The 22,044-nt window shown below is 63.0% G+C and carries 12 protein-coding genes; 6 read left to right on the forward strand and 6 right to left on the reverse strand.

Translation table 11 applies throughout. The annotated features are described in order from the left end of the window. The 4 genes from RNA01_RS18980 to RNA01_RS18995 form a co-directional block, all read right to left on the reverse strand. The gene (locus RNA01_RS18980) at nucleotides 1-2,544 is read right to left on the reverse strand and encodes a condensation domain-containing protein (RefSeq protein ID WP_235916766.1); all 2,544 of its coding nucleotides are present in this window, start codon (nucleotides 2,542-2,544) and stop codon (nucleotides 1-3) included. After that, the gene (locus RNA01_RS18985; RefSeq protein WP_147181738.1) at nucleotides 2,544-10,628 is read right to left on the reverse strand and encodes a hybrid non-ribosomal peptide synthetase/type I polyketide synthase; all 8,085 of its coding nucleotides are present in this window, start codon (nucleotides 10,626-10,628) and stop codon (nucleotides 2,544-2,546) included. Before RNA01_RS18985 ends, RNA01_RS18980 begins: the two co-directional genes overlap by 1 nt. Further along, nucleotides 10,625-12,547, reverse strand: a complete 1,923-nt coding sequence (locus RNA01_RS18990; RefSeq protein WP_147181739.1) for a non-ribosomal peptide synthetase — start codon at nucleotides 12,545-12,547, stop codon at nucleotides 10,625-10,627. Before RNA01_RS18990 ends, RNA01_RS18985 begins: the two co-directional genes overlap by 4 nt. Nucleotides 12,548-12,856: 309 nt before the next feature. Then, nucleotides 12,857-13,714, reverse strand: a complete 858-nt coding sequence (locus RNA01_RS18995) for a glycoside hydrolase family 16 protein (protein ID WP_147181740.1) — start codon at nucleotides 13,712-13,714, stop codon at nucleotides 12,857-12,859. Nucleotides 13,715-13,925: 211 nt separating this feature from the next. On the opposite strand from RNA01_RS18995, the gene RNA01_RS19000 reads away from it, so the two are divergent. The 5 genes from RNA01_RS19000 to RNA01_RS19020 all read left to right on the forward strand — a co-directional run bounded on the left by RNA01_RS19000 (nucleotide 13,926) and on the right by RNA01_RS19020 (nucleotide 18,684). Continuing rightward, on the forward strand, nucleotides 13,926-15,371 hold the full coding sequence (locus RNA01_RS19000) for a hypothetical protein (protein WP_174824568.1): 1,446 nt from the start codon (nucleotides 13,926-13,928) through the stop codon (nucleotides 15,369-15,371). Then, a complete protein-coding gene (locus RNA01_RS19005; RefSeq protein ID WP_147181741.1) occupies nucleotides 15,368-16,120 on the forward strand; it encodes a polysaccharide pyruvyl transferase family protein in 753 nt (250 codons plus the stop codon). Before RNA01_RS19000 ends, RNA01_RS19005 begins: the two co-directional genes overlap by 4 nt. 61 nt (nucleotides 16,121-16,181) lie before the next feature. After that, nucleotides 16,182-16,634 (forward strand): polysaccharide pyruvyl transferase family protein, encoded by a 453-nt coding sequence (locus RNA01_RS19010; protein ID WP_170253546.1) that lies wholly within the window; start codon nucleotides 16,182-16,184, stop codon nucleotides 16,632-16,634. A gap of 164 nt (nucleotides 16,635-16,798) precedes the next feature. Then, a complete protein-coding gene (locus RNA01_RS19015) occupies nucleotides 16,799-17,500 on the forward strand; it encodes a Crp/Fnr family transcriptional regulator (RefSeq protein ID WP_147181743.1) in 702 nt (233 codons plus the stop codon). Between the two features lie 527 nt (nucleotides 17,501-18,027). Then, a complete protein-coding gene (locus RNA01_RS19020; protein WP_235916767.1) occupies nucleotides 18,028-18,684 on the forward strand; it encodes a response regulator transcription factor in 657 nt (218 codons plus the stop codon). A gap of 235 nt (nucleotides 18,685-18,919) precedes the next feature. On the opposite strand, the gene RNA01_RS19025 is transcribed toward RNA01_RS19020, so the two are convergent. Together RNA01_RS19025 and RNA01_RS19030 are read right to left on the reverse strand one after the other, a co-directional pair. Continuing rightward, on the reverse strand, nucleotides 18,920-19,150 hold the full coding sequence (locus RNA01_RS19025) for a hypothetical protein (protein WP_147181745.1): 231 nt from the start codon (nucleotides 19,148-19,150) through the stop codon (nucleotides 18,920-18,922). Nucleotides 19,151-19,179: 29 nt separating this feature from the next. Continuing rightward, the gene (locus RNA01_RS19030) at nucleotides 19,180-20,355 is read right to left on the reverse strand and encodes a glycosyltransferase (protein WP_147181746.1); all 1,176 of its coding nucleotides are present in this window, start codon (nucleotides 20,353-20,355) and stop codon (nucleotides 19,180-19,182) included. A gap of 394 nt (nucleotides 20,356-20,749) precedes the next feature. Between RNA01_RS19030 and RNA01_RS19035 the strand changes: the two genes are divergently transcribed. Next, on the forward strand, nucleotides 20,750-22,039 hold the full coding sequence (locus RNA01_RS19035; protein ID WP_235916769.1) for a polysaccharide biosynthesis/export family protein: 1,290 nt from the start codon (nucleotides 20,750-20,752) through the stop codon (nucleotides 22,037-22,039). Nucleotides 22,040-22,044 lie beyond the last annotated feature (5 nt).

Consider the following 22,044-nt stretch of genomic DNA (forward strand, 5'->3'; position numbering starts at 1 on the left):
TCAGCGGGCTCGCAACCGTTCCTCGATCGACGCGGCGAGCGTGCGGATCCCGTCGAAGGTCAGGGAATTCTCATGCCAGCCCGTGAGGTCGATCACACCGGCATCACCATCAAGGGCATCTCCCCAGCCGAACCGCACGGCGCCTGCCCGACGATGATTGGCCTGACTGCGAAAAAGCTGCAGGTCGCGAGCTTCCGTGGCCCGATAGTTCCGTGCCGCCCGGACGAGGATTTCCGTTGCATCGGCGTTCGCCTGCTCTTCCGAGGAAGGCTGGGCGGCTTTGGCACCCAGCATCCGCAGGAGCTTGAGCGTGGCGTTGAACTCCCGGAGAAAGGCGACGAGCCGCATGCGCCCGGTCAGCAGCCTTCCGGTGAAGTAGCCGATGCGTCGCACCCGCTTCTCGGTATTCCACCAGCGCTGTCGCGCCTTCGGCAGCGAACGGAAATAGCCCGGCGCCCATGAATCGATGACGGCGGTAAAGGCGATGTCCTTGCCGGCCGCCTTCAGCTGTCGCGCGACTTCCACCGCGAGCACGCCGTTGACGCAAAGGCCAACCACGGCGATCGGGCCTGTCACCTCCGCGAGCGGCATCGCTGCGATCGCGTCCCCGGCGACCCGCTCAAGCGACGGCTCGTCCAGGCAGGAATACGACGCCCCTCGGAGAAGATTGACGTTGTAGACCGAGATGGTGTCGGCGAGTTCGCTCGCGAGACGGTAGTAGAGGAAGGGATGGTTCAGCGTGAAGACGGCGCACCGGCCGGACCCCGCTTTGTAGAGGGTCGTTTCCCAGGCGCCGGTGGACTTGTCGACCGTTTCCTCCGGCGTGTCGTCGCCGAATATCGCGCGGGCAAAGGCGCCGAGTGTCGGCGCGCGGAAAAGCAGCTCGAGATTGGGCCTGACGTCGCATTGCTCCTTCACCGCCGACAGCATGCGGAGCGCCAGCAGCGAGTGCCCGCCAAGCGCGAAGAAATCATCCTCCGGCCGGACCGATTTGACGTCGAGGATCCGCGCCCAGATATCCGTGAGGGTCGCGACGCGATCCGATGGAGACACCGGCGCGCGCAGGTCCCGCGCGGTCATCTCCGCCGCCTCAACACGACCGGCGCGAGCGCTGGAGAGGGCGACGACCGGCACGGTCCCCACGCGGCTGCCGGTCTGGTCTGAGGAAACAACCACCCCGGGAGCGACGAGCGACGACAGCGGCGCCGTTGGCCGGCCAAGCGCAAGCTCGTAGGCGTCCTGCCACATTTGCAACAGCCGTTCGATGGTCCCTCGGTCGAAGAGATCCGTGTTGTATTCGATCGACATCCGCCAGCCGGACGGACGGCCGATCATGATGAAGCTCAGGTCATAGATGACGCCCGGTGATTGCGATGGAGCGCTAACGAGTTCGAAGGCACCGTAGCGGCGATCCTCGAGGAAGGCCTTCTGCAGATTGAAGTTGACCGAGATCAGCGGATTGCGCGATGGGTCTCGGGGTGGGTTGACCATTTCGACCAACTTGTTGAACGGCATGCGCTGGTGATCGAGCGCGGCCGCCACGACCGTGCTCGCGGCCCGCAAGTGGTCGAGGAAGGATGTCTCCGGTGCGACATGGAAGCGAAGCACCAGATTGTTGATGAAGACGCCAATCAGGTTTTCCAGGTCGGATTGGTCGCGCCCGGCGATCTGCGTGCCAAACAGGATATCGCCGGCACACGTATAGCGGTGTAGCATCGCGCTCATCACCGCGGCGCCGAAACTGTAGAGCGACACACGGTTCTCGCGGGCGGCGTTTTCCATCCGCTCGCCGAATTCCAGCGGCTTCACGACCGACATGATATTCCCGTTGTTCGTCTTCTGCGCCTTGCGCGGATGATCCGTCGGCACCTCGAAATAGGGCGCGCCGACCAGTTGTTCCCGCCAGAAGGTCTTCTCGGTCTCGAAACCATAGCTGTCCAGATAGGCCTTCTGCCACAGTGCGAAATCGCCGTATTGCAGGGCGAGGTCCGGAAGATTTGGTGCCCGCCCCGCGTCGAGCGCCGCCGCGATTTCCCCGACCTCCCTGCCCAGCACGCGGATCGACCATCCGTCGAAGCAGCTCTGATGCGCGGTGATCAGAATGAAGGCGCGTTCGTTCTCGACGATCAGCAGCGACACCCGTATGAGGCCAGGCCGGCCAAGGTTGAAGGGCGCGGACGCAGTCTCTTCCCCGATGGAGAGAATCCGCTGTTCGTGCTGCTCGATCGGCATGCCCCGGAGATCGATTACCGACAGCCGGAAGTCGACGCCTTCGACGACCTGCTGATAGGGGCTGCCGTTCCGTTCGACGAAGCGCGTGCGCAGAATCTCGTGACGCTGGATGATCGTGCGCAACGTGGCCTCGATCGTCGACGCCTTGAAATCCCCGCGAATCTCCCAGCGGACCGCAACGTTCAGCGCCGGGTTGCCTGGCTTTAGCTGATCGAGGACCCAGCAGCGCAGCTGGGTCTGGGTGCAGGGGAATTCGCCGACGATCGCCGTGGTCGCATCGGGGGCCGAGGTGATGTTTCCCATATGATTCATCAGACGACCCCCATTCCACGACGCGCGCCATTGCGGAAATTAGCCAGTGACGGGATCTGATAGGCCGTGGCCTCCACGTCCGTCTCTTCCAGTTCCTCCGCATAGGCCGCCAGTTCCGCGATCGAGGGATGACGCAGCAGGTGCTTGGCCTCGAGTGGCAGGCCGTCGTCCAGCATGCGCGCGGCGATGCGGAAGATCGTCAGCGAATCCGCCCCAAGCGCATAGAGATTGTCCTCGACGCCAATGTCATCCATGTCGAGCACCGCCATCCATATCCTGGCGAGCCTCTTTTCCATCTCGGTCCGGGGCGCGGTCTTGACTGCTACCGCCTCGCGCTGCGGCAGACCGCGCTTCACCAGCGCGTCGCGGTCGAGCTTGCCGTTTCCGGTCTGCGGCAAGGCCTGCTCGATCCGCCAATGGACCGGCACCATATAGGCCGGAAGTTGCGCCCGGGCCCGCGCCGCGAGGCTTTCCCCGGACGGAGCCGAAGCACCCGGCTCGGTGACGAAATAGCAGACCAGCGACGGATCCCCCTTGCCGTTGCGAACGCCGACCACGGCGCATTGGCGCACGCCCGGAGTCTGGGCGACGACCGATTCGATATCGCCGAGTTCGATGCGGAAGCCGCGCAGCTTGATCTGGTTGTCGCGGCGACCCAGCAGTTGCAGAGAACCATCGCGCAGCCGTTTTCCTACATCGCCCGTCTTGTAGAGACGACGGACGCCCCCAGACCCGATGTCGCAAGGGACAAAGGCTCTCTCGGTCAGGTCCGGCCGTTCGAAATAGCCGCGCGCGAGGCCGTCTCCACCGATATACAGTTCCCCCGAGACACCGACCGGCGCCAACCCGCCATTACCGTCGATGATATGAAGTTCGGTGTTTGCGACGGGATGTCCGATCGTGATCGCGGCATCGTCGTCGCGAATACGCTGCAGGGAAGACCAGATTGTTGTCTCGGTCGGGCCATACATGTTCCATAGTTCCGCGCCCACTCCGGCGAGCGCCTTCGCCAGATCCTTCGGAAGCGGCTCGCCCCCGCACAGCATCTTGAGGCCGCTCTGCTTTCCGATCCCGGCCTCAACCAGCATCTGCCAGAGCGTCGGCGTCGCCTGCAACACCGTGGCCCCGCTCTCGCGCACGAGCCGGACAAGCGCGAATCCGTCCTGGACCTGTCCGCGATCGGCGATGACCACCTTGCCGCCGGTTACCAGCGGCAGATAGAGCTCAAGCCCCGCGATGTCGAAGGAAACCGTCGTCACCGCGACGATCGTATCGTCCTTGGTGAAGCCGGGTTCGCGCGCCATCGACGTGAGAAAATTGACGAGCGCCCGGTGGGAGACCTCGACGCCCTTGGGCGTTCCGGTGGAGCCCGAGGTGAAGATCACGTAGACCGGCGCGTCCGTGTCGGTCGGCAGGTCCGCGAGCGGAGCCTCGGACTGCTCCTTGATGGCCTCGCTCTCCGTGTCGAGACGAATGACGCGCACCCCTTCTCTGCCGAGCCTCGCCATGGCCTCGCTGTCGCAGACGATCGCGACCGGACGCGCGGTTTCGAGCGTCTGGCGCAGGCGCGCCTCGGGGTGTTCCGGATCGAGGGGTACATAGGCATGACCGGCCTTCATCACGGCGAGAAGCGCCGTGAGCATGCCGAGCGAACGATCCACAAGCACGACCACTCGCTGTCCGCGCTCCGGCACGCAGGCCTGGATGTGCCGGGCGAGCTGGTTGGAGCGCGCTTCGAGCTCGCCATAGGTGATCGCCTTCTCCCGATGGATCGCGGCGACGGCGTCGGGTTGCTCGGCGGCCTTCCTCGCGAACAGCGAAACGACCGTCTCGCCGCGTTCATAGTCCGCCTCGCTGCGGTTGAGACCATTCGCCAGCCAGTCGAGCTCGGCCTCGGAGAGAAGCGGCAGTTCTGCGACCGGGCGCTCCATGCTCTCGGCCAGGGCGGTGACCAGCGTGGTGAAGTGGCCAATCCAGCGGTCGACCGTCTCGGGGTCGAGCACGTCGGCGTTGTAATCGACGTCGATGCGGATGCCTTCGGGGCCCTCGATCATGTTCAGGAACATGTCGAAGTTGGAGAACGCCTTCGCATTGGGCTCGACATTCGCCGTCAGACCGGCGAACTCGGCATTGGAGGCGACGCGCTCAAGATTGAACTGGATGCCCGTGAGCGGCAACCGATGAGGATCGCGCGGAATGTTGAGCGTCCTGACCAGCGTGCCATAGGTATAGTCCTGGTGCTCGAAGGCCTTCAGTACCAGTTGCTGGGTGGTTTTGAGGTGATCCGTAAACGAGGACGAGGCCACGACGGATTGGCGCAGCGGCAGCAGATTGACACAATGGCCGACAAGGACTTCGTCATCGAGCAGGCTTTGTCCCGCCGACGGTACCGCGATGACGACGTCCGATTGTCCCGAAAGGCGTGAAACCATGACCTGGAGCGCTGCGAGCAGGGTGGAAAACAGCGTGGCCCCCGCCCCCGCCCCGCGCTTCTTCAGCGTCTTGTAGACCTCCTTGCCGATCGTCTTCGTGCAGGTGCCGCCGGAGAAGGTCCGGCGCTCCGGATGCGGCCGGTCGAACGGCATTTCCAGGACCTCGGGGATGTCCTTGAACTGGTCCAGCCAGAAGCGCGCGGTTTCCCCCGTCGGCTCGGATTTCGGCGCATATTCGGTCGCGTAGGTCGCGAAGGACAGCGCCGGCTCAAACCGTGCGGTCTCGCCCTGGATGGCGGCGGAATAGGTGGCGGACAGTTCCTCGATGAGAACGTTCATCGACCAGCCGTCGCATACGATGTGATGGGCGGTAAAGACGAAGGCGTGCCTGTCGCCGGAGAGCCGCGCCAGCGTGGCCCGGGCAAGCGGTCCGTTGACCAGGTCGAAGGGAACGCGCGCCTCGGCCGCCACGAGCTCTCGAAGGATGGCGTCGCCGTCGTCCTCCTGACTCAGATCGAGGACCGGCAGGTCGAGGTTGAAATCGGGAATGAAGCCGAACCGGTCGCCGGAGCGGTCGAAGCGGATATGCAGCGCGTCATGGCGATCGATGACGGCCTTGAACGCGCCGGCGAATGCCGCCTCGTCGAGAACGCCGTCCAGCCTGAGCGTGAAGGACTCGTTGAAGGAGCACGAGGCCTCGGCGCCGGCCTGCGCCGCGAGCCAGATCTCGGACTGCGCTTCCGTCAGCGGCGCCGTGTCGGGCCCCGCGGTCTTTTCCAGTCCGCCCTGCGTCTCTTCCGTCGCAGCCGGCGCTGATGCGCGCTCGGTCGAACGGCCTTCCGCCCCCTTCGGCGAGAGGATGCCCACCGCCTGAAGCACCTCGACACCATCGCGGAAGGCCTTGGCGATGAAGCGGAAATCCTCCTCACTGTGCGCCGTCGTCAGGAAACATGGGTAACCGTCCTGGATATGCAGGCCGTTCAGGCGCAGGTAGGGATAGATCAGTCCTCCGAGCGGATCCTGGGCGCTGAAATCGGTCACGAACCAGCTCTTGTAGCCCTGGAGGTGCGGAGCGATCCCGCGCTTTTCGAGATCGGCGTTGATCTCGCTGATGAGCGCCTGCGTGCGCTCGGCGACGCGGTCGTAGAGCGCGGCTCCCTCGCCCTTGATGTGCCTGAGCACCGCCCGGGCGGCCGACAGCACGACCGGATGGCGCACGAAGGTGCCGGCGAAGAAGGTCGGCGCCACCATCGGTACGGAATCGTCGCCGTAGTTCCAGTCACCGCCATCGAGGGCGTCCATGAAGCGCGGCTCGCCGGCCAGCACGCCGATCGGCATGCCACCGCCGATCACCTTGCCGTAGGTCGCCATGTCGCCCTTGATGCCCCAGATGGCCTGCATGCCACCCGGATGGACGCGGAATCCAGTCACGACCTCGTCGAACACGAGCGCGAATTCCTCCCGCGTGGCGATCTCCCGGAGGCCGCGAACGAACTCTTCCGGCCGCAATTCCGGATGGCGGCTCTGCACCGGCTCGATAATGACGGCCGCGATATCGCCCGCGTTGGAGCGGATCCAGTCCAGGCTCTCGGGCGCGCCGTAGCGAAGCACCATCATGTTCGAGACGGAGTTCGCCGGAATTCCCGCGGCGATCGGCAGCGCGACGGGCTTGGCGGACCGGTTGCGGCCCTTCACAAGCACCTCGTCGAACTGTCCGTGATAATCATTGGCGAACACGACGATATAGTCTCGGCCCGTCACCGTGCGCGCCACGCGCATTGCCGCCATCACGGCTTCCGAACCGGTGTTGCAGAACGTCACGCGCTGATGGCCGGTCGTCGCGCAGATCATTTCCGCGACCTCGCCCGCCAGGGGCGTTTGCGGGCCAATGGCGAAACCCGCGTCGATCTGCGTCTTCATCGCCTCAACGATGAAATCCGGGGCGTGCCCGAAGGCGGTCTGGCCGAAGCCGTTGACCAGATCGATGTATTCATGACCGTCGATGTCCCAAATCCGCGCACCCTTCGAACGGTCGGAGACGATCGGGAAGATCATTTCCTTCCAGTCGGCGCGGAAGCCGGACGCCGTTCTGGGATCGGCGAGGCGCCGCCGGTTCTTCTCGGTGAACTCCTTCGACCGGCGGTTCTTCGTCGCATAGGCCGCGATGAGATCCTCGATGAACTGCTGCTTTTCCGGTGATAACGCGGGAGCGGCCACCTTGGCGTCGGGCCGGTAGAGCCGAATGCGCTCTCCTCCGAACTCGGCTTGATCCTCGGGGCTGCTCCCAGGTGCGGCGACCCTGGGAGCAGCCTCTGGAGCCTCAGACACTTCGGCGTCACGGGGGGACGGTGGGCGTGCCGACGATGCGGCCTGAAGCACCTGAAGTTGCTGTGTGAAAAGAGCCTGCGCCATCTGCAGCTGGGATTGAATGACGGCCTCGATGCCCGAACCACCATCCATCCGCGCGACCGCCGCGGGCGGGGCGCCTGTAAAGGAAACGGCCGTAGCAGGTGCGGACACCGTCGTCGCCCCGGCGACGGCCGGCATGGTCGCCCGCGGCTGCGCTTCGGCTGGCTTCGCCGGAGGCGGCATTTGCAGGTCCAGGTGCCGGGCGAGATCGCCGACGGTCGGGATATTGCTCAGCAGTTCACGAAACGACAGCTTCACGCCGAACTGCCTTTCGACCTTCTGGGTGAACTGGCCGATGAAAAGGGAATCGAAGCCGAGCTCCAGGAAGGTGCTCGTCCTGCTGCCAGCATCGAGCGCCTCTCCCGACATGTCGGCGAGGAGCGTGATCAGCGCCCCCTCCAGTTCCGGAATACGATCTGTGGTGGGGAAGGGATTCACGGCGTTCATCGTTTCAATCTCGCCTGCTGGTTTCACTTCGGGACTGTTGGACTGGACACTGCTCGCGCGTGGCCCTCGCCGTACGGGCGGAGGCGCGTCGATCCAGTGACGCTGACGTTGGAATGGGTAGGTGGGCAGCGGCACGGCGCGCTCGGCGGCGGTGGGCAAAGGCGGCCATGCGAGCTCGCAACCACTCGCCCAGAGCCTGCCATGCGCTTCCGCCAGAATGACGGCCGCCGCGTCGGCCCGGTCGTGCTCCGGCATCGACTGCACGATGGCCGCCGCGCCGCCGCGGCCGATCGTCTGCGCCGCGAAGGTCGACAGCGTGCGACCTGGCCCGACCTCGAGCAAGACGGGCTTCTGTTCGCTGCAGAGTGTGCCGAGACCATCCGCGAACCGTACGGCCTCCCGGCAATGCCGCGCCCAATAATCGGGTGAGGATCCGGCTTCGTCCGTCTGCCATTCGCCCGTGATGCACGAGACATAGGGAACGGTCGCTGTGCCATAGGTCACTTTCGCCGCCTGCTCGCGCAGGTCGTCGATGCACGGCTCCATCATCGCCGAGTGAAACGCATGGGAGGTCTGCAGCCGGCTGAAGGCGATCCCGGCCTTTTCCAGATCAGAGCAAACCGCGTCGATATCTTCGAACGGACCGGAGACGACGCACAGCCTGGGGGCATTGATGGCCGCGATTTCGGCGCCGCCGTGCAGATGGCGCCGAGCCGTTTCCGGATCACAGCGAACCGATACCATCGCGCCGGGCGGCTGTGTCTGCATCAGCCGGCCGCGCGTCGCGACGAGCCGAAGCGCATCCTCGAAGGAGATCGCGTTGGCGATGGTGGCCGCCACGAATTCCCCGACGCTATGGCCGATCATCGCATCGGGCATCAGCCCGCGATTCATCCACATCCGCGCCATGGCATGCTCAACCAGATAGAGGCAGGGCTGGGCAATGCGTGTCTCGCGCTGTTCCTGCGCCATCGTCTCTGTCACCTGGCCCGTGTGGCAGATATAGTCGCGCACATCGATGTTGTGGCTCATCTTTAGCACTTCGGCGCCGCGATCAATCCACCGCGCGAATTCTGGCTCGCGTCGGCAAAGCTCGGCGCCCATGCCAACATATTGCGCACCCTGCCCCGGAAACATGAATACGACGGGCGGTGCGACATCCTCGGCCTGACTGCTACTCACCCGTTCGGCGCCGAGGAGCTCAATCGCCTCGGCGGTCGTGCCCGCCACCACAGCGGCGCGGTGCGCGAAGGCGTGACGGCCGATCTGCAAGGTGCGAGCGGCCTGGGGCAGAACGATGTCGGGATGCGCCCTCAGATGAGCTGCGAGATTACGGCGCGCCGCCGTCAGTGCATCCTCCGTGCGGGCTGACAAGGGCAGGATGAACGGACCCTCGATATGGCCCTCCGCGATGGGTCGGGGTGGAGGCGCTTCCTCCAGCACGACGTGGACATTAGTGCCGCCAACCCCGAACGAGCTGACACCGGCCCGTCGGGGCGCCGATGAGCGGGGCCAGGCCGAGATGCTCTTTGGAATGTAGAAGGCGCTGTCGTTCAAATGGATGTGCGGATTGGGCTCCGCATAATTGGCCATAGCAGGGATTTTCGCATGGTGAAGCGCCAGCGCGGTCTTGATCAGCCCCCCCACACCCGCGGCCGCGTCCATATGGCCGATATTGCCTTTGAGCGAACCGAGTGCGCAGCCACCCCTCTTTTCCGCGATCGAGGAGAAAGCGAGTTGCAGTCCGGCGAATTCGATGGGATCTCCGAGCGGTGTCGCCGTTCCGTGACATTCCACGTAGCCGATCGTGTCCGGCTCGATCCCGGCATTGGCGAGAGCAACGGAAATGGCCTCCGCCTGTCCCTCCGCGCTTGGCGCCGTGAACCCGATCTTGTCGGAGCCGTCGTTGTTGATGCCGTAACCACGAATGACGGCATAGATCCTGTCCCTGTCATGCAGGGCATCGTCCAGCCGTTTCAGCAACACCACGCCGGCGCCGCTCGCGAAGACGGTTCCCGTCGCGTCCGCGTCGAAGGGCCGGCAGACGCCGTCGCGAGACACCATGCCACCTTCCTGGTAAATGTAGCCGCGCTTCTGCGGGATCGTCACGGACACCCCACCGGCCAGCGCCAGATCGCAGCTATAGGTCAGGAGGTTCTGGCACGCCTGACAAACCGCGAGCAGCGATGTCGAACACGCCGAATGGATCGTGAAAGCCGGCCCGCGCAGGTTGAACTTGTAGGCGATCCGGGTCGCGAGCGCGTCTGTGATCGAACCGACGATCTGGTTGAAGCAGCCGATCTGGTAGTTCGAGGTGAACTCCTCGACCTTGGCACGGTCGCCCAGCACGTTGTTCAGAAGATAGGTCGGCATCGAGCAGCCGGCAAAAACGCCGACCATTTCCGAGCGGCGATAGGGATCATAGCCCGCGCCTTCCAGCGCTTCCCAGCAGACCTCGAGGAAGACGCGGTGCTGCGGATCGGTGACGGCTGCCTCGCGCGGGAACATCCCGAAGAACTCGGCGTCGAACATCTCGATGTCACTGAGAAACGGGCGTGACGCGATATAGTCCGCGCCGGCGCGTTCCTCGTCGGTGAAGGCATCATCGATCTCGTTGGCGGAGAAGGAGCCGAAGCTGCTGCCTCCTTGCTCGATGAGCGACCACAAGGCCTCCACCGACGGCGCGTCCGGAAAGCGGCCGGACATGCCGATGATCGCGATACCGTCTGCGGTGCTGGGTTCGTCCGGTTCCTGGCCGCTTGCCAGTCCCTGCACGAGCTTGCCGTTCCCCTTCATGATGCACTCCTGCGGAATTGGGACCTGCTCTTTCTCTGCAAAGCCGCCCTTTGATCGGTGGTCATCGACCGTGCTGTCTTCGGTATCTTGCCGTCGAGAAACCGCGCCAGTTCACGGACGGTCGAGTGCTTGAAGAGCGCGAGCACGTCCACGTTGCGCCCGAGTTCGGCGAGAAGGCCGGCCTGCATCCTGAGCAATTGCAGCGAGGTCCCCCCGAGATCGAAGAAATTGCGATCGAGCGGAATGTCCTGGATGCCAAGCACATTCCTCCACAGGCGCGCCAGCATCTCCTCGCTGCGGCTTTCGGGCGCCGCCGGCTTGGCGACTTCGATCGGTGGCGGCGGCAATTGCGCGCGATCGACCTTTCCGGCGGGCGTCAATGGCAACTCGGCAAGCGCGATCGCGGCACTGGGGATCATGTAGGCCGGAAGCGCGTGACGCAGCCGCTCCATGAAGGCCGGCACGAAATTGGGATTGCCGACATCGCTTGCCAGCCGTGGCCGCAGATAGGCGACGATCCGCTTGATCGCGGTCCCCTGCGATTGGCAGGTTACCACGCCATCCAGCAGACGAGGGTCGCGCCGGATGGCGGCTTCGATCTCGTCGAGTTCGATACGCTTGCCATTGATCTTGATCTGCCGGTCGCGGCGTCCCTTGAAGAAGAAGGTACCGTTCTCGTCCATCACGGCGAGATCACCCGTGAGGTAGCAACGCAACGGTCCCTCAGGGGTCCCGATCATGACGAACTTTTCCTCGGTCAAGTCCGGCCGGTGGGAATAGCCGAGGGCAAGACCGTCGCCCGCGAGCGCGAGCTGGCCCTCCATGCCCGCCGGCAGCGGACGCAGTCCCTCATCGAGGACCAGGACGCGTGTGTTGGCGATCGCTTCGCCGATGGGCAGTTCGAGGCTCTGGAAGTCCTGGGGAACCGTGTAGAGGGTCGCGATGCAGGAGCATTCCGTAGGCCCGTAGACATTGACCAGCACGACCTCGGGATGGCACGTCTGAAAGCGTTTCACGTGTTCGACCGATCCGGCCTCTCCGCCGAACAGCACCTTGCGCAGACTGGGCAGAGGTTCCGTCGCGAAATCGGCGAACAGGTTGAACATGCCGGTCGTCAGCAGGGCGGCGGTGACATCGTTCTCGCGGATGACCTCGCAGAGATCTCCGAGCGAGAAATTCGCCTCCGGCATGCCGATCAAGGCCGCACCGTTGAGCAGGGCGCTCCAGATCTCGAAGGTCGTGGCGTCGAAGGAGATGGTCGCGGTGTGCAGAACCGCGTCGCCGCGACCGAAATCGGCGACGTCCTGGTCGAGCACCAGCCGCGTGATCCCGCGATGGGGAATGGCGACGCCCTTGGGACGCCCGGTGGAACCAGATGTGTACATGACATAGGCCAGATCACCGCCTCCCACCTCGGGCAGGCCAATGGAAACGTCGACGGCAAGGGTCGGAAGCAGCGCTTCCAGATTGATCGTCACGCCCCTGACCTCGGGCAGCGACCGCACGTGCTCGCCGTGGACGTCGTCGATGAAGATGACCTTCGGCACGCATTCGCCGATCACATAGCTGAGGTGTTCGAGAGGAAAGGCCGGGTCGATAGGCAGGTAAGCACCGCCCGCCTTAAGGATCGCGAGCTTCGCGACGACCGTGGAAAGAGCACGCGGCACGGCAAGGCCGACGATGTCGCCCTTACGAACGCCGAGCTTGATGAGATAGGCCGCCAACGCGTCCGACAGGCGATCGAGCTCGCCATAGGTCAAGGATCGGGCACCGAAGGCCGCGGCCTTGGAATAGGGAATGGCTCTCGCCTGCTGGCCAAAGACATCGTGAACGCTGCAGTCCCGGTCATAGGGCAACGCGCCCTGTCGGCGCGACGTTGACCGGGTATGGTTCCCCTTGGAGTCCGTCGAATGGTTCATCGCCCCCTCGTCATGATCGTTGAAACGGCGTAATCGGAGGTTTCGAACCCGCGCCATCACGGCCGGAACTGCCGCCACCGGAGTTTCAGAATTCCATGATCGGGCGAAATAAATAGATGATCATTGGGCTGAGACGTTTGATCGATCGTACCCGTGGACCTAATCCCTTTGACCGATACGGTTCACGGCCTTGCGCTGCGTTTGTCCGATCGAGCCACTCACGGAACCGGCGGAAAGTCCGCGAAACGGCACGGTGCCGCGACCTGAAGATGACAGGCGAGATCATCCGATCGGGCACGGCAAGCGCGATTACTTGAAGCTGTAGGCGCGGACATAGTCCACGAACATACTAGAGGGATTGGCAGCGGCGTTCCGGCTCTCCTCCTCGACGAGAGCGAGATTCAGCAGGATATACATCGGCTGGCGATGTGCCGGCTGTGTCGGTGTCTTCCACATGAGCTGCCGATCGAAGTATATGCGTATCTGCGACGCATCAATCTTCACACCATAGGTATGGAACTCGCTCGGATCGGCGTCGCGAAAGGCCGGAATGCGCTTGCCCTGCGAATAATGCCGCCCATCACGGTGCCAGACATGGACAATGGACGAAAAGGCGCCCGGTCGGTCGCCATAATATTCGAGCGCGTCAATCTCCGCAGTGGATTGCGATCGATCGAGGCCGATCAGCCAGAAGGCCGGCCACACGCCAGGGCCGTCCGGCAGGCGTGCCCTCATTTCGAAATATCCGTATTGCTGGGCAAATCCCCGGCCCTTGGTGTCGACGGAGGCGAGCAATCCGGAACGCCATTCCCCGTGCTCGTCGCGTCTGGCCTCGATGCGCAGGACGCCATCCGCCACGGTGAAGGGGAAACCGGGACGCGGCGCGGCGAAACGCGCGCCACCAAAATCGCCCGACCAGGGCGTATGCGCTATCCATCGCGTTCCCGGACCCCATTCCGAGACGTTCAGCCGCGAGAAATCCTCGTCGAAGGCAACCCTCATCCCCTCGATATCGAGCGCATCGCCCGTATCGCCCTCGCCGTCGCCTTTCGCGTTCACGACATAGCCCAACAGCAGCACGACCGCGAGCAAGGATGCCCGCGCCGAGCGGCGTTGAAACGCACGGCCCCCAGGGACGCACTCATGGCTTTGATCCGAGGTGAACATGCCGCTTTCGTAGTCGCTCGGGCCGGCGATGGGATAGAACTGAATTCGTTTCGCCAGCTACCGCAAAAGGCGTAGCCCCGGAATATGAATATGGTCAGCTTCCCCTTCCACCTGGTTTTTGATGGAATAACGACGAGATCGGACGGAGAAAGGGGTTGCAGGGCCATCCTATCCGACAGTGACCGACCTGCACCGGCGGGGGACCGGGAATATGAATCTCGAGCCGATAGGAGCAATCACGATCTTGGTCGGCCTAGTCATTCTGGCCGCGCCGATCCACTGGGCTTTTTCGGTCATGCTGGTGTCGACCTTGTTCGGCGCGGCGGCGGCGCTGAGCTTGCCGATGCTTGGAGGCGCGACGGTTCTCGTGCCCAGTCTCTTTCTACCGTTCTTCGCCCTGCGCATGTTCATGGCTGCGGGTGAAGGTTATTTCCTCGCGGCGCTTCAGCCACCCCGCGCCGGATTCTGGCTGCTGTTGCTCACTGCTTTCGGCTTGCTGACGGCGATCTTTTTCCCGCGCTTGTTCCAGGGGGTCACCGAGACGATGACAGTCGAGCGTGTCGCGAACGGACGGAATTTCATTACGCTCACGCCACTGCGTTTCTCCTCCAACAATATCACTCAGTCGGTCTATGCGATCGGCGGCGTGGTGGCATTCGCCGCCGCCTTCTCCTATTTCCGCCAAACCGGCACGCCACGACACCTCGTCGCGGCGATCGTCCTTTTGGCCGCGATGAACATCATCTTCGCGATCATCGATGTCGCGACCTACTTCACGCGGACGGAACAGTTCATGAGCATCTTCAGGACGGCGAATTACGCTCTGCTGACGGGATCGGAAAAGGGCGGCCTCAAACGCATCTCGGGAACCTTCCCGGAAGCATCGACCTTCGCCAGCTACGCTCTGGTGCTTTTTGCCGCGACCGCCAGCCTGTGGCTCGACCGCATGCGATCATGGACGACGGGACCGCTCGCGGCGCTCTCGCTGGCGGCCCTGCTGCTATCCACGTCGGCGACCGCCCTGATCGGAGTCATCGCCGTGGTTCCGTTTCTCTGGCTTCGAGCGCTGGTGACCGGTCTTTGGAAGCCTGCGATGGCACGGCCGACCTTTCTGGTCGTGGTGGTCGCCGTCGTTCCACTCCTGGCCCTCATTCTCCTTGTCCTTTTTCCTCAAGTCGCGGAAAGCCTGAATGACTTCATCGACGAGATGCTGCTCTCGAAGGCCGGCAGCCAGTCAGGGCGCGAACGCACGCTCTGGAACGCGATGGCGTACCAGACGTTCCTCGACACTTACGGTTTCGGCGCCGGGCTGGGAAGCGCCCGGGCCTCCAGCTATATCCTGGTCCTGCTCTCCAATGTCGGCGTCCTCGGTTTCTTGCTCTTCTCAATCTTCGTCGTCGCGGTGTTGAGGGCGCAACCGGCAACGATGCCCGGGTCTGTGGGTGATGAATTGCTTTGCGTCGCCCGCGCCTGCAAGGCCGGCGTGCTTGCCATGATCGTCCCGGCGGCCATTTCCGGCACGGTTTATGACATGAGCGCGATGTTCTATCTTCTGACGGGCAGCCTCGCGGCCTTCGTCGTGCCCGCATCCGCCGCCGGTCGGGTGGCTTGGCGGCGGCCGTCGCGGCAGGCCGGCGCCGTGGAGGCCGTGTCATGAAAGTCGCGGTGTTCAATGTCAAATTCAGCGAAAATCTCGGCGACGGCATTTTGGCGCAGTGCCTGGAAAAGGCGTTGTGCAGCCAGAGCCGTGTCGAGGTGGAGACCATCGATCTGGCGGGTCGCACGGATTTCGGTGCGACCTCCGCGCATCGGCGAATCGCCGTCCGGGTGTTGCACGTCCTTCCCTTCTTCGCCCGCCGCCTCGCCGTGACGCATGCCCTCCGCTCCCGGCTTCGCGTACTGGGCGACGAATGGGACGATAGGATCGCCGACGCCAACGCTGTCGTCATTGGCGGAGGCAATCTTTTTCAGGACGACGATCTCAACTTTCCGCTCAAGATCGGAACCTTGCTGGACTGCGTTCGCCGCAGCGGCAAACCGCTCGCGATCCATGCCGTCGGCGTCGGCGGGACTTGGTCGCGGCGCGCGCATGAGCTGTTTCACAGGGTCGAAAACACCAACCTCGTCTACCTGTCGGTCCGTGACGCGGCGTCCCGCGACAACTGGCGACGCCATTTTCCGGGCGGACAAATACCTGCGGTCGTGCCTGATCCCGGGCTGTTCGCACGGGATCTGGTGACGACAGGCGCCGTAGCATCCACGAATGATGGAGAGCGGGTCACCGGTATTTGCGTCACCGACCCCTTGATCCTGGTGCGCCATTCCGGCAGGCGGACACGCGGCATCTGTTTTGGCACGGTCGGGGAATATGTCGATCTCGTCCGGCTGCTGGTCTCGCGGGGGTGACCGTGTCCACCTCTTTTCGAACGGCGCGCGCGAAGATCAGGCCTTCGCCGGGCGGGTCTTCTTGGACCAGCGGCTCGCGCCCAGTCGCGCCGCCGGGATGCTGCAACTGGCGGCGCGTCCTCGCACGCCGCTGGAGCTTATGGACGTGCTTCGATCGAGCTCGGTCATTCTCGCCCATCGGCTGCATGCCTGCATCGCGGCCTACGCCCTCGGAATTCCACATGTCGGCTTTGGCTGGGATCAGAAGGTCGCGAGCTTTTTCCGGTCGGTGGGACGGGAAGGCTATTTCGCCGATGGTCCGGCGACAACACCGACGCATGTGGCTTTTCTTCTCGCGCGTGCCGCGGAAAGCGGGATCGACGAGGCCACGCAAGCGGCGGGATTGGCAGCGGCGACGGACGCGGTTCGGATGCTCGCGGACCGGCTACAAGCGTCGGCGACAATGACCGGTGAACCGATGAGCAGCGGCCGTCTCCGCCAGAACAACCACGCGAAAATGGCCACCAGAAAATGAAATCATAATTGATAAAAGTCATTTTTAGCGTTGGAAGAAAGTAAATTCTGAATTTGTTTAATAAAATTGATTTCAGTTTCGAGCAAACTGTGCTGAATTGTACAATCCGAGGGCAATTCACCTCGTCGTGAGGAGTGTACTGTTCGGGGCCGGGGGGTGGTCGAATGGGAATAGATGATCTGCCGAAACAGACACCGGCAGATATCCAGTATAGCCGCGCGTCCAACGAATTGGCCGGCGCTTGTTTGCGCCATTACGCGGTCGGCTCCACGATCTTCGAACCCGGCGATGACGATTCATCGATCCTGTTCGTCAACAGTGGCTGGGCGATCTGCGCCAAGATCCTGCCAAACGGTACCCGGATCGTGACGGAATTTGCCCTTCGTGGCGACCTGATTTCGACGAAATCCTCCGCCCTCGCGCAAGAGACGATCCAGGCTCTGTCTCCGGTTAGCCTGTATGAATTTCCCGACCGTCTCCTTGGACAGGGATCGGACCTCTCCCCACAACTCACCAAGATCATCGTTTCGGAAATGATCAAGCGCCTGGCGCGACTGTCCGAACGGATCGCGAACATCGGCCGGCGTGATGCGCTTGAGCGAACCGGGCACTTGCTTCTGGAACTGGGAATTCGCGCGAGCGAAGGCACAAAGGCGGACTTCGATGGCTTTGTCTGCCCTCTGAAGCAGTCTGACATCGGCGACGCCGTGGGCCTGTCGACCGTGCATATCAATCGCGTGCTCAAGGACCTGAGGACGAACGGCCTTCTGTCTTTCCGCAACGGGATCGTCGAATTCCTGGATCGCAGGAGATTGATGGAACTGGTTGACTTCAACCCGGGATACCTCGCCAGCCGCATCGGCTGAACGCCACCCGCCGCCTTGTCTCGCGAGCCTGTTTCGCCAGTTTGGATCACCGCGGCGACATCCCGCGAATATGAAGCGGGAGTACTCGAAGGCGCGTTCGCGATCCGTCTCGCCCCGAGCCCTCGGTCGCCCGTGATACAGTCACGTCGAGGTATTTCCGCTTACCAGCAAGCCTGCACGATCATCGTAGCACCACGACTGCATCGCCCAAGTGAAAAAAGTCAATAGCACAGGCGCACCCAACAATAATTACCAACAAATTAACTTAGGTTAATGCATCTTCAACAAAATTCTGAAAGACTAATATAAAGGTCAAACGCTCACCAAATTACTCAATACTTGTCTTCGCCCGGGCGGAGAATGCGAATCCTTTTGCGAAATTTTGGGGGCTCCGCGACAGAGCTAACACAAACAGGCGGAGCTAGGGTAGGGAGAGTGCCATGAACACGGAAAGCATTGGACAGAACAATATTACTCCACTTCGGAGCGAGGCGTTTCGCTCCGAACATGCATTTGGAAGTAACATCGTGACCGATGACATAACCGATGACGACGGGGACTATGTTCTCATCATCGATCCCCGCACGCTTGATCGGGAGTGCCTGTCACAAAGCCTGTCAATGTACAGTCCGGCGATGACCATCCGAACGGCTGGGTCGATCGATGAGTGGCGTAGGCAGCCGCCACGGGATGACCCCGCCGCCATACTGCTTGTTTTCAGCGGCACGAAAGTCAGCGATCCGGCAACCTGCGAGAAGATTTCGAATGCGGCGAAGGCATTCGGCGGCGTTCCGGTCATCGTGATTGCGGATTCGGATGATCTGGGCGAGATCATGAAAGCGGTTGAGTTGGGCGCGCGGGGCTATATCCCCAACAGCGTGCGCGTCAGCGTCGCCGCCCAGGCCATCGCGCTGGCACGCGCCGGAGGGGTTTTCATTCCCGCGAGCAGCATTCTCGCGGCGAAGGACGCGATCAGTTCCGCCGTCAACGGGCCAAACTGCCATTCGGACATCTTCACGCCCCGCGAGATGGAAGTCGCGGAAGCGCTTCGTCGCGGAAAGGCCAACAAGATCATCGCTTATGAGATGAATCTCCGCGAAAGCACGGTGAAGGTGCATATCCGTAACATCATGAAGAAGTTGCACGCCACCAACCGCACGGAAGCGGCCTTCAAGCTGAAGTAAACACGACTGCGGGGCATGGAGGCACCGCATGTTCTTCCAGGCACCGGCCTCGGCCCGCACGCCAAATGGGACATTCACGCGGATATCCGCCCGGTGAACGCGACGACATGGATCGTTCGGTCATAGGAAATGCCGGATGGAGCGCTTGAGCGACCGGGACCACGCGGTAGCACCCGGTTGGAACCGCTGTCATGCGCGGCAACACGCCGCTTCACCGCTCGGGCCTTCGTGGGCGTCATTCTTGTTCGCGCGAAACGTCCTGGTCCCGGTCAACGCCCAGCAGCCAACTGGCAAGCATCAGCAGTACGACGGTGGCCACAAGCACACCGCCGAATGTAAGGAAGACCACGAACCCCAGGCGATGGAGCGCGAACCGCAGCGGTCTCCCCGGCCCCTTCGGCAACCTGTTCCATGGAAGCGGCCCATGTTCGTCGAACCGAGTGTAGCACGCCATGATCTGGTTCATTCGCCACATCCTTCTGTTCGGCCCACCCATCAATGCAGGGGAACCGGTAGTTCACCGTTGTAGCTCGAGGGCGGCGTCAGGAAATCGAAATCCCCGGAGAAGCCGGATCTCTTTGCCGCCAGCTCCTCGTCGATAATCTTGCGCATGCTCGCCTGGAAATTCTGGACGCTGAAACGCGAGGCGTGCGCGCGGATGGCTTCCGGTTGAAACAACAGAGCGCGCTCTTCGAACTCGCGAACGGCGCCTATGATCGCTTCGACGGACTGCTCGTTGAACAGCAGGCCGGTATGCCCGTGCACGACGGTCTCCAGGGCACCTCCTCGACCATAGGCGATCACCGGCCTCCCGCTCGCCATCGCCTCGACGGGCACGATGCCGAAATCCTCCTCACCAGGAAAAAGCAATGCCCGGCAATGCGCGAGATTGGCCTTGAGGACCGGGAAGGACGTCCGGCCCAGGAAGCGCACGGTCGGGCCGGCCAGGCGCTTCAATGCCTCGACGTCCCTCGGCGCGCCGTCGCCGATGACAACCAGGTTCCGTCCCATCTCGGTGAAGGCGCGGACCGCGAGATCGACCCGCTTGTAGGGAACGATCTGTCCTGCGCAGAGGTAGAAGTCCCCCGGATCGGCGGCCAACGCGAAGTCATCGACGGATACCGGCGGCGGCACGACCGACGTCGACCTGCGGTAATATTTGCGCACGCGTTCGCTGACATGATGCGAATTGGCCACGAAGCGATCGACGCGCAGGCTCGAACTGGCATCCCAGGACCGCAGAAACGGCGCCAGCACCGGCATCATCATCCGCGTGGCAAATCCCGCCGTCGACCGGTAGATATGGTAGTGGTCCCAGAGATACCGCATGGGCGAATGGCAGTAGCAGACATGCACGGCATGCGGAGGCGGAATAATGCCCTTCGCGGGGCCGGATTCGCTTGAGATGATCAGGTCGTAGTCCTTCAAATCCAGGCTCTCGAGCGCGAACGGCATGAGGGGGAGCAGCGCCTGATAGTTGGAGACTGCGCCGGGAATGCGCTGAAGGAACGAGGGAATGATACGGTGGCGGCGGATCTTCTCGGACGTCTTTTCCGCGTCGTAGACCAATGTGAAGATGTCGGCGTCTGGATACATGTCGCACAGGGCTTCGACGACCTTTTCGCCCCCCCGCATGGACACAAGCCAATAATGAACGATCGCTACCCGCATTTTGCTCCCCCTGCCAGTGGATCAAGGGTTTCAGACTAGGTCTCGCCGGAGACCGGACACAGGCCCAACTTCAGTCTGAAGCGACATCCAAAGTGAGGAGCACCGTAGATCAGCGATAGCAAACCACGCCGCATGGCGTGCGAAGACCGGCGAAGAGGGGGAAGAGCTCATCCAATCGGAGCATTGGTTTAGACGACGTCCCCAAAAGGGACTAGCTCGGACGGACGGACAGGGAATTTACTCATTCCGTCTTCCGTCGATGATTGACGCTTCTGCGGCTCGGGCAAATCACAGGACGGTGGTGTGCCACGGACGGCAAAAACGCGAGATCAGATCGATGTCATTTCTGTCCCTTCGAACAAGACCATCCGTCTCCGGATCGGCGAGAGCACCCGTGCGGGCCGTCCGCTGCGCGCTCGGCGTTCTGCTCGCCGGCCTGCTCGCCCTTGGTGGCCCCGCGCCGGCCGGCGCGGACGACAGCTATCTTCTTCGGCCACAGACCCGCCTGAAGGTCATGATCCTGGAATGGATCGCTGCCACGGGTGAATACAAGGAGTGGAGCGCGCTCGACGGCGAATACCTTGTTTCTCCCGCCGGAACGATCTCGATCCCGCTGCTCGGGGAGATCGTCGTCGCCAACGACACGACCCGGAGCGTTGGCGATCGGATCGCGGCGTTGTTGAAGGAAAAGACGGGCCTCGCCACGCCGCCGACCGCCACGGTCGAAGTCGTCAAATACCCGGCGATCTATGTGACCGGAGTCGTGGAGAGGCCCGGCGAGCTGGAGTTTCGCCCGGCATTGACCGTCATGCAGGCGGTGGCGATGGCGGGCGGGCGGCAGCGCGGCACGAACCCGCTGGGCTATTCGGAGCTCGAACAGATCCGTTACGTGGGAGAGTTGAGCCGCGGCGAACTCCAGCTCAAGCAACTTATGGCCCGGCGCGCGCGGTTGGTCGCCGAGGCGGGCGGCGCCTCGGCGGTTGAAATGCCGCCGGAACTGTCGACGCAGGCCGCGGACACTGCCACCCAGCAGATCGCGCAACGAGAACTGAGCCTCTTCGCCGCGCGGGCGGAGGCGCTGACGCGCCAGCTGGACTCCCTCGATGAACTGAAGGTCCTCCTCGGAAACGAGATCAAGGTTCTGGAGGAAAAGACGGCCGTTCAGGACCGCCAGATCGAGATCGCGCAGAAGGAACTCTCCAACATTTCCTCGCTCGTCGATAGGGGAACACTGGCGAAATCGCGAGAAACCACGCTCGAGCGGGTGGTCGCCGATCTGAGCAGCAACAAGCTGGATCTCGTGGTGGCCACCATGCGCGCCCGGCAGAAGGTCAGCGAGACGCAGCGCGATGCTGTGACGCTTCAAGGCCAATACCGGACCGAAGCGGCGCGCGACCTGCAGCTTGTCGAAGCCGAGATCGGGGACACCAAGCTGAAGCGCAACACCGCGCTGCAACTCCTGGAGGCAAGCGGTGCCTCGCTGTCGCAAGACCGCGCGCTGAAGAGCCTGGAACTGCAGCCGGTGGAGTACTGGCTGACGCGCGAGGGCGACCTGCGCTCGCCGTTCAAAGTGCAGCAGACAGCGGTCCTCGAACCCGGCGACGTGCTGAGCGTTCGTTACGACATTCCCGCCGGCATCGCCGGCCTGCTGCAGGTTTCCGTCAATTCGGAACCGCCTCGATAGACAGA

This window comes from Paenirhizobium naphthalenivorans (assembly GCF_007992095.1).
GTDB lineage: Bacteria > Pseudomonadota > Alphaproteobacteria > Rhizobiales > Rhizobiaceae > Allorhizobium > Allorhizobium naphthalenivorans.

What these genes read in the sequence shown, in the direction of transcription:
- RNA01_RS19025 (WP_147181745.1), bottom strand. Translation starts at nt 19,150, where the DNA reads ATGAACCAGATCATGGCGTGCTACACTCGGTTCGACGAACATGGGCCG.
- RNA01_RS19015 (WP_147181743.1), top strand. Translation starts at nt 16,799, where the DNA reads ATGGGAATAGATGATCTGCCGAAACAGACACCGGCAGATATCCAGTAT.
- RNA01_RS18995 (WP_147181740.1), bottom strand. Translation starts at nt 13,714, where the DNA reads ATGTTCACCTCGGATCAAAGCCATGAGTGCGTCCCTGGGGGCCGTGCG.
- RNA01_RS18990 (WP_147181739.1), bottom strand. Translation starts at nt 12,547, where the DNA reads ATGAACCATTCGACGGACTCCAAGGGGAACCATACCCGGTCAACGTCG.
- RNA01_RS19000 (WP_174824568.1), top strand. Translation starts at nt 13,926, where the DNA reads ATGAATCTCGAGCCGATAGGAGCAATCACGATCTTGGTCGGCCTAGTC.
- RNA01_RS19005 (WP_147181741.1), top strand. Translation starts at nt 15,368, where the DNA reads ATGAAAGTCGCGGTGTTCAATGTCAAATTCAGCGAAAATCTCGGCGAC.
- RNA01_RS18980 (WP_235916766.1), bottom strand. Translation starts at nt 2,544, where the DNA reads ATGAATCATATGGGAAACATCACCTCGGCCCCCGATGCGACCACGGCG.
- RNA01_RS19030 (WP_147181746.1), bottom strand. Translation starts at nt 20,355, where the DNA reads ATGCGGGTAGCGATCGTTCATTATTGGCTTGTGTCCATGCGGGGGGGC.
- RNA01_RS18985 (WP_147181738.1), bottom strand. Translation starts at nt 10,628, where the DNA reads ATGAAGGGGAACGGCAAGCTCGTGCAGGGACTGGCAAGCGGCCAGGAA.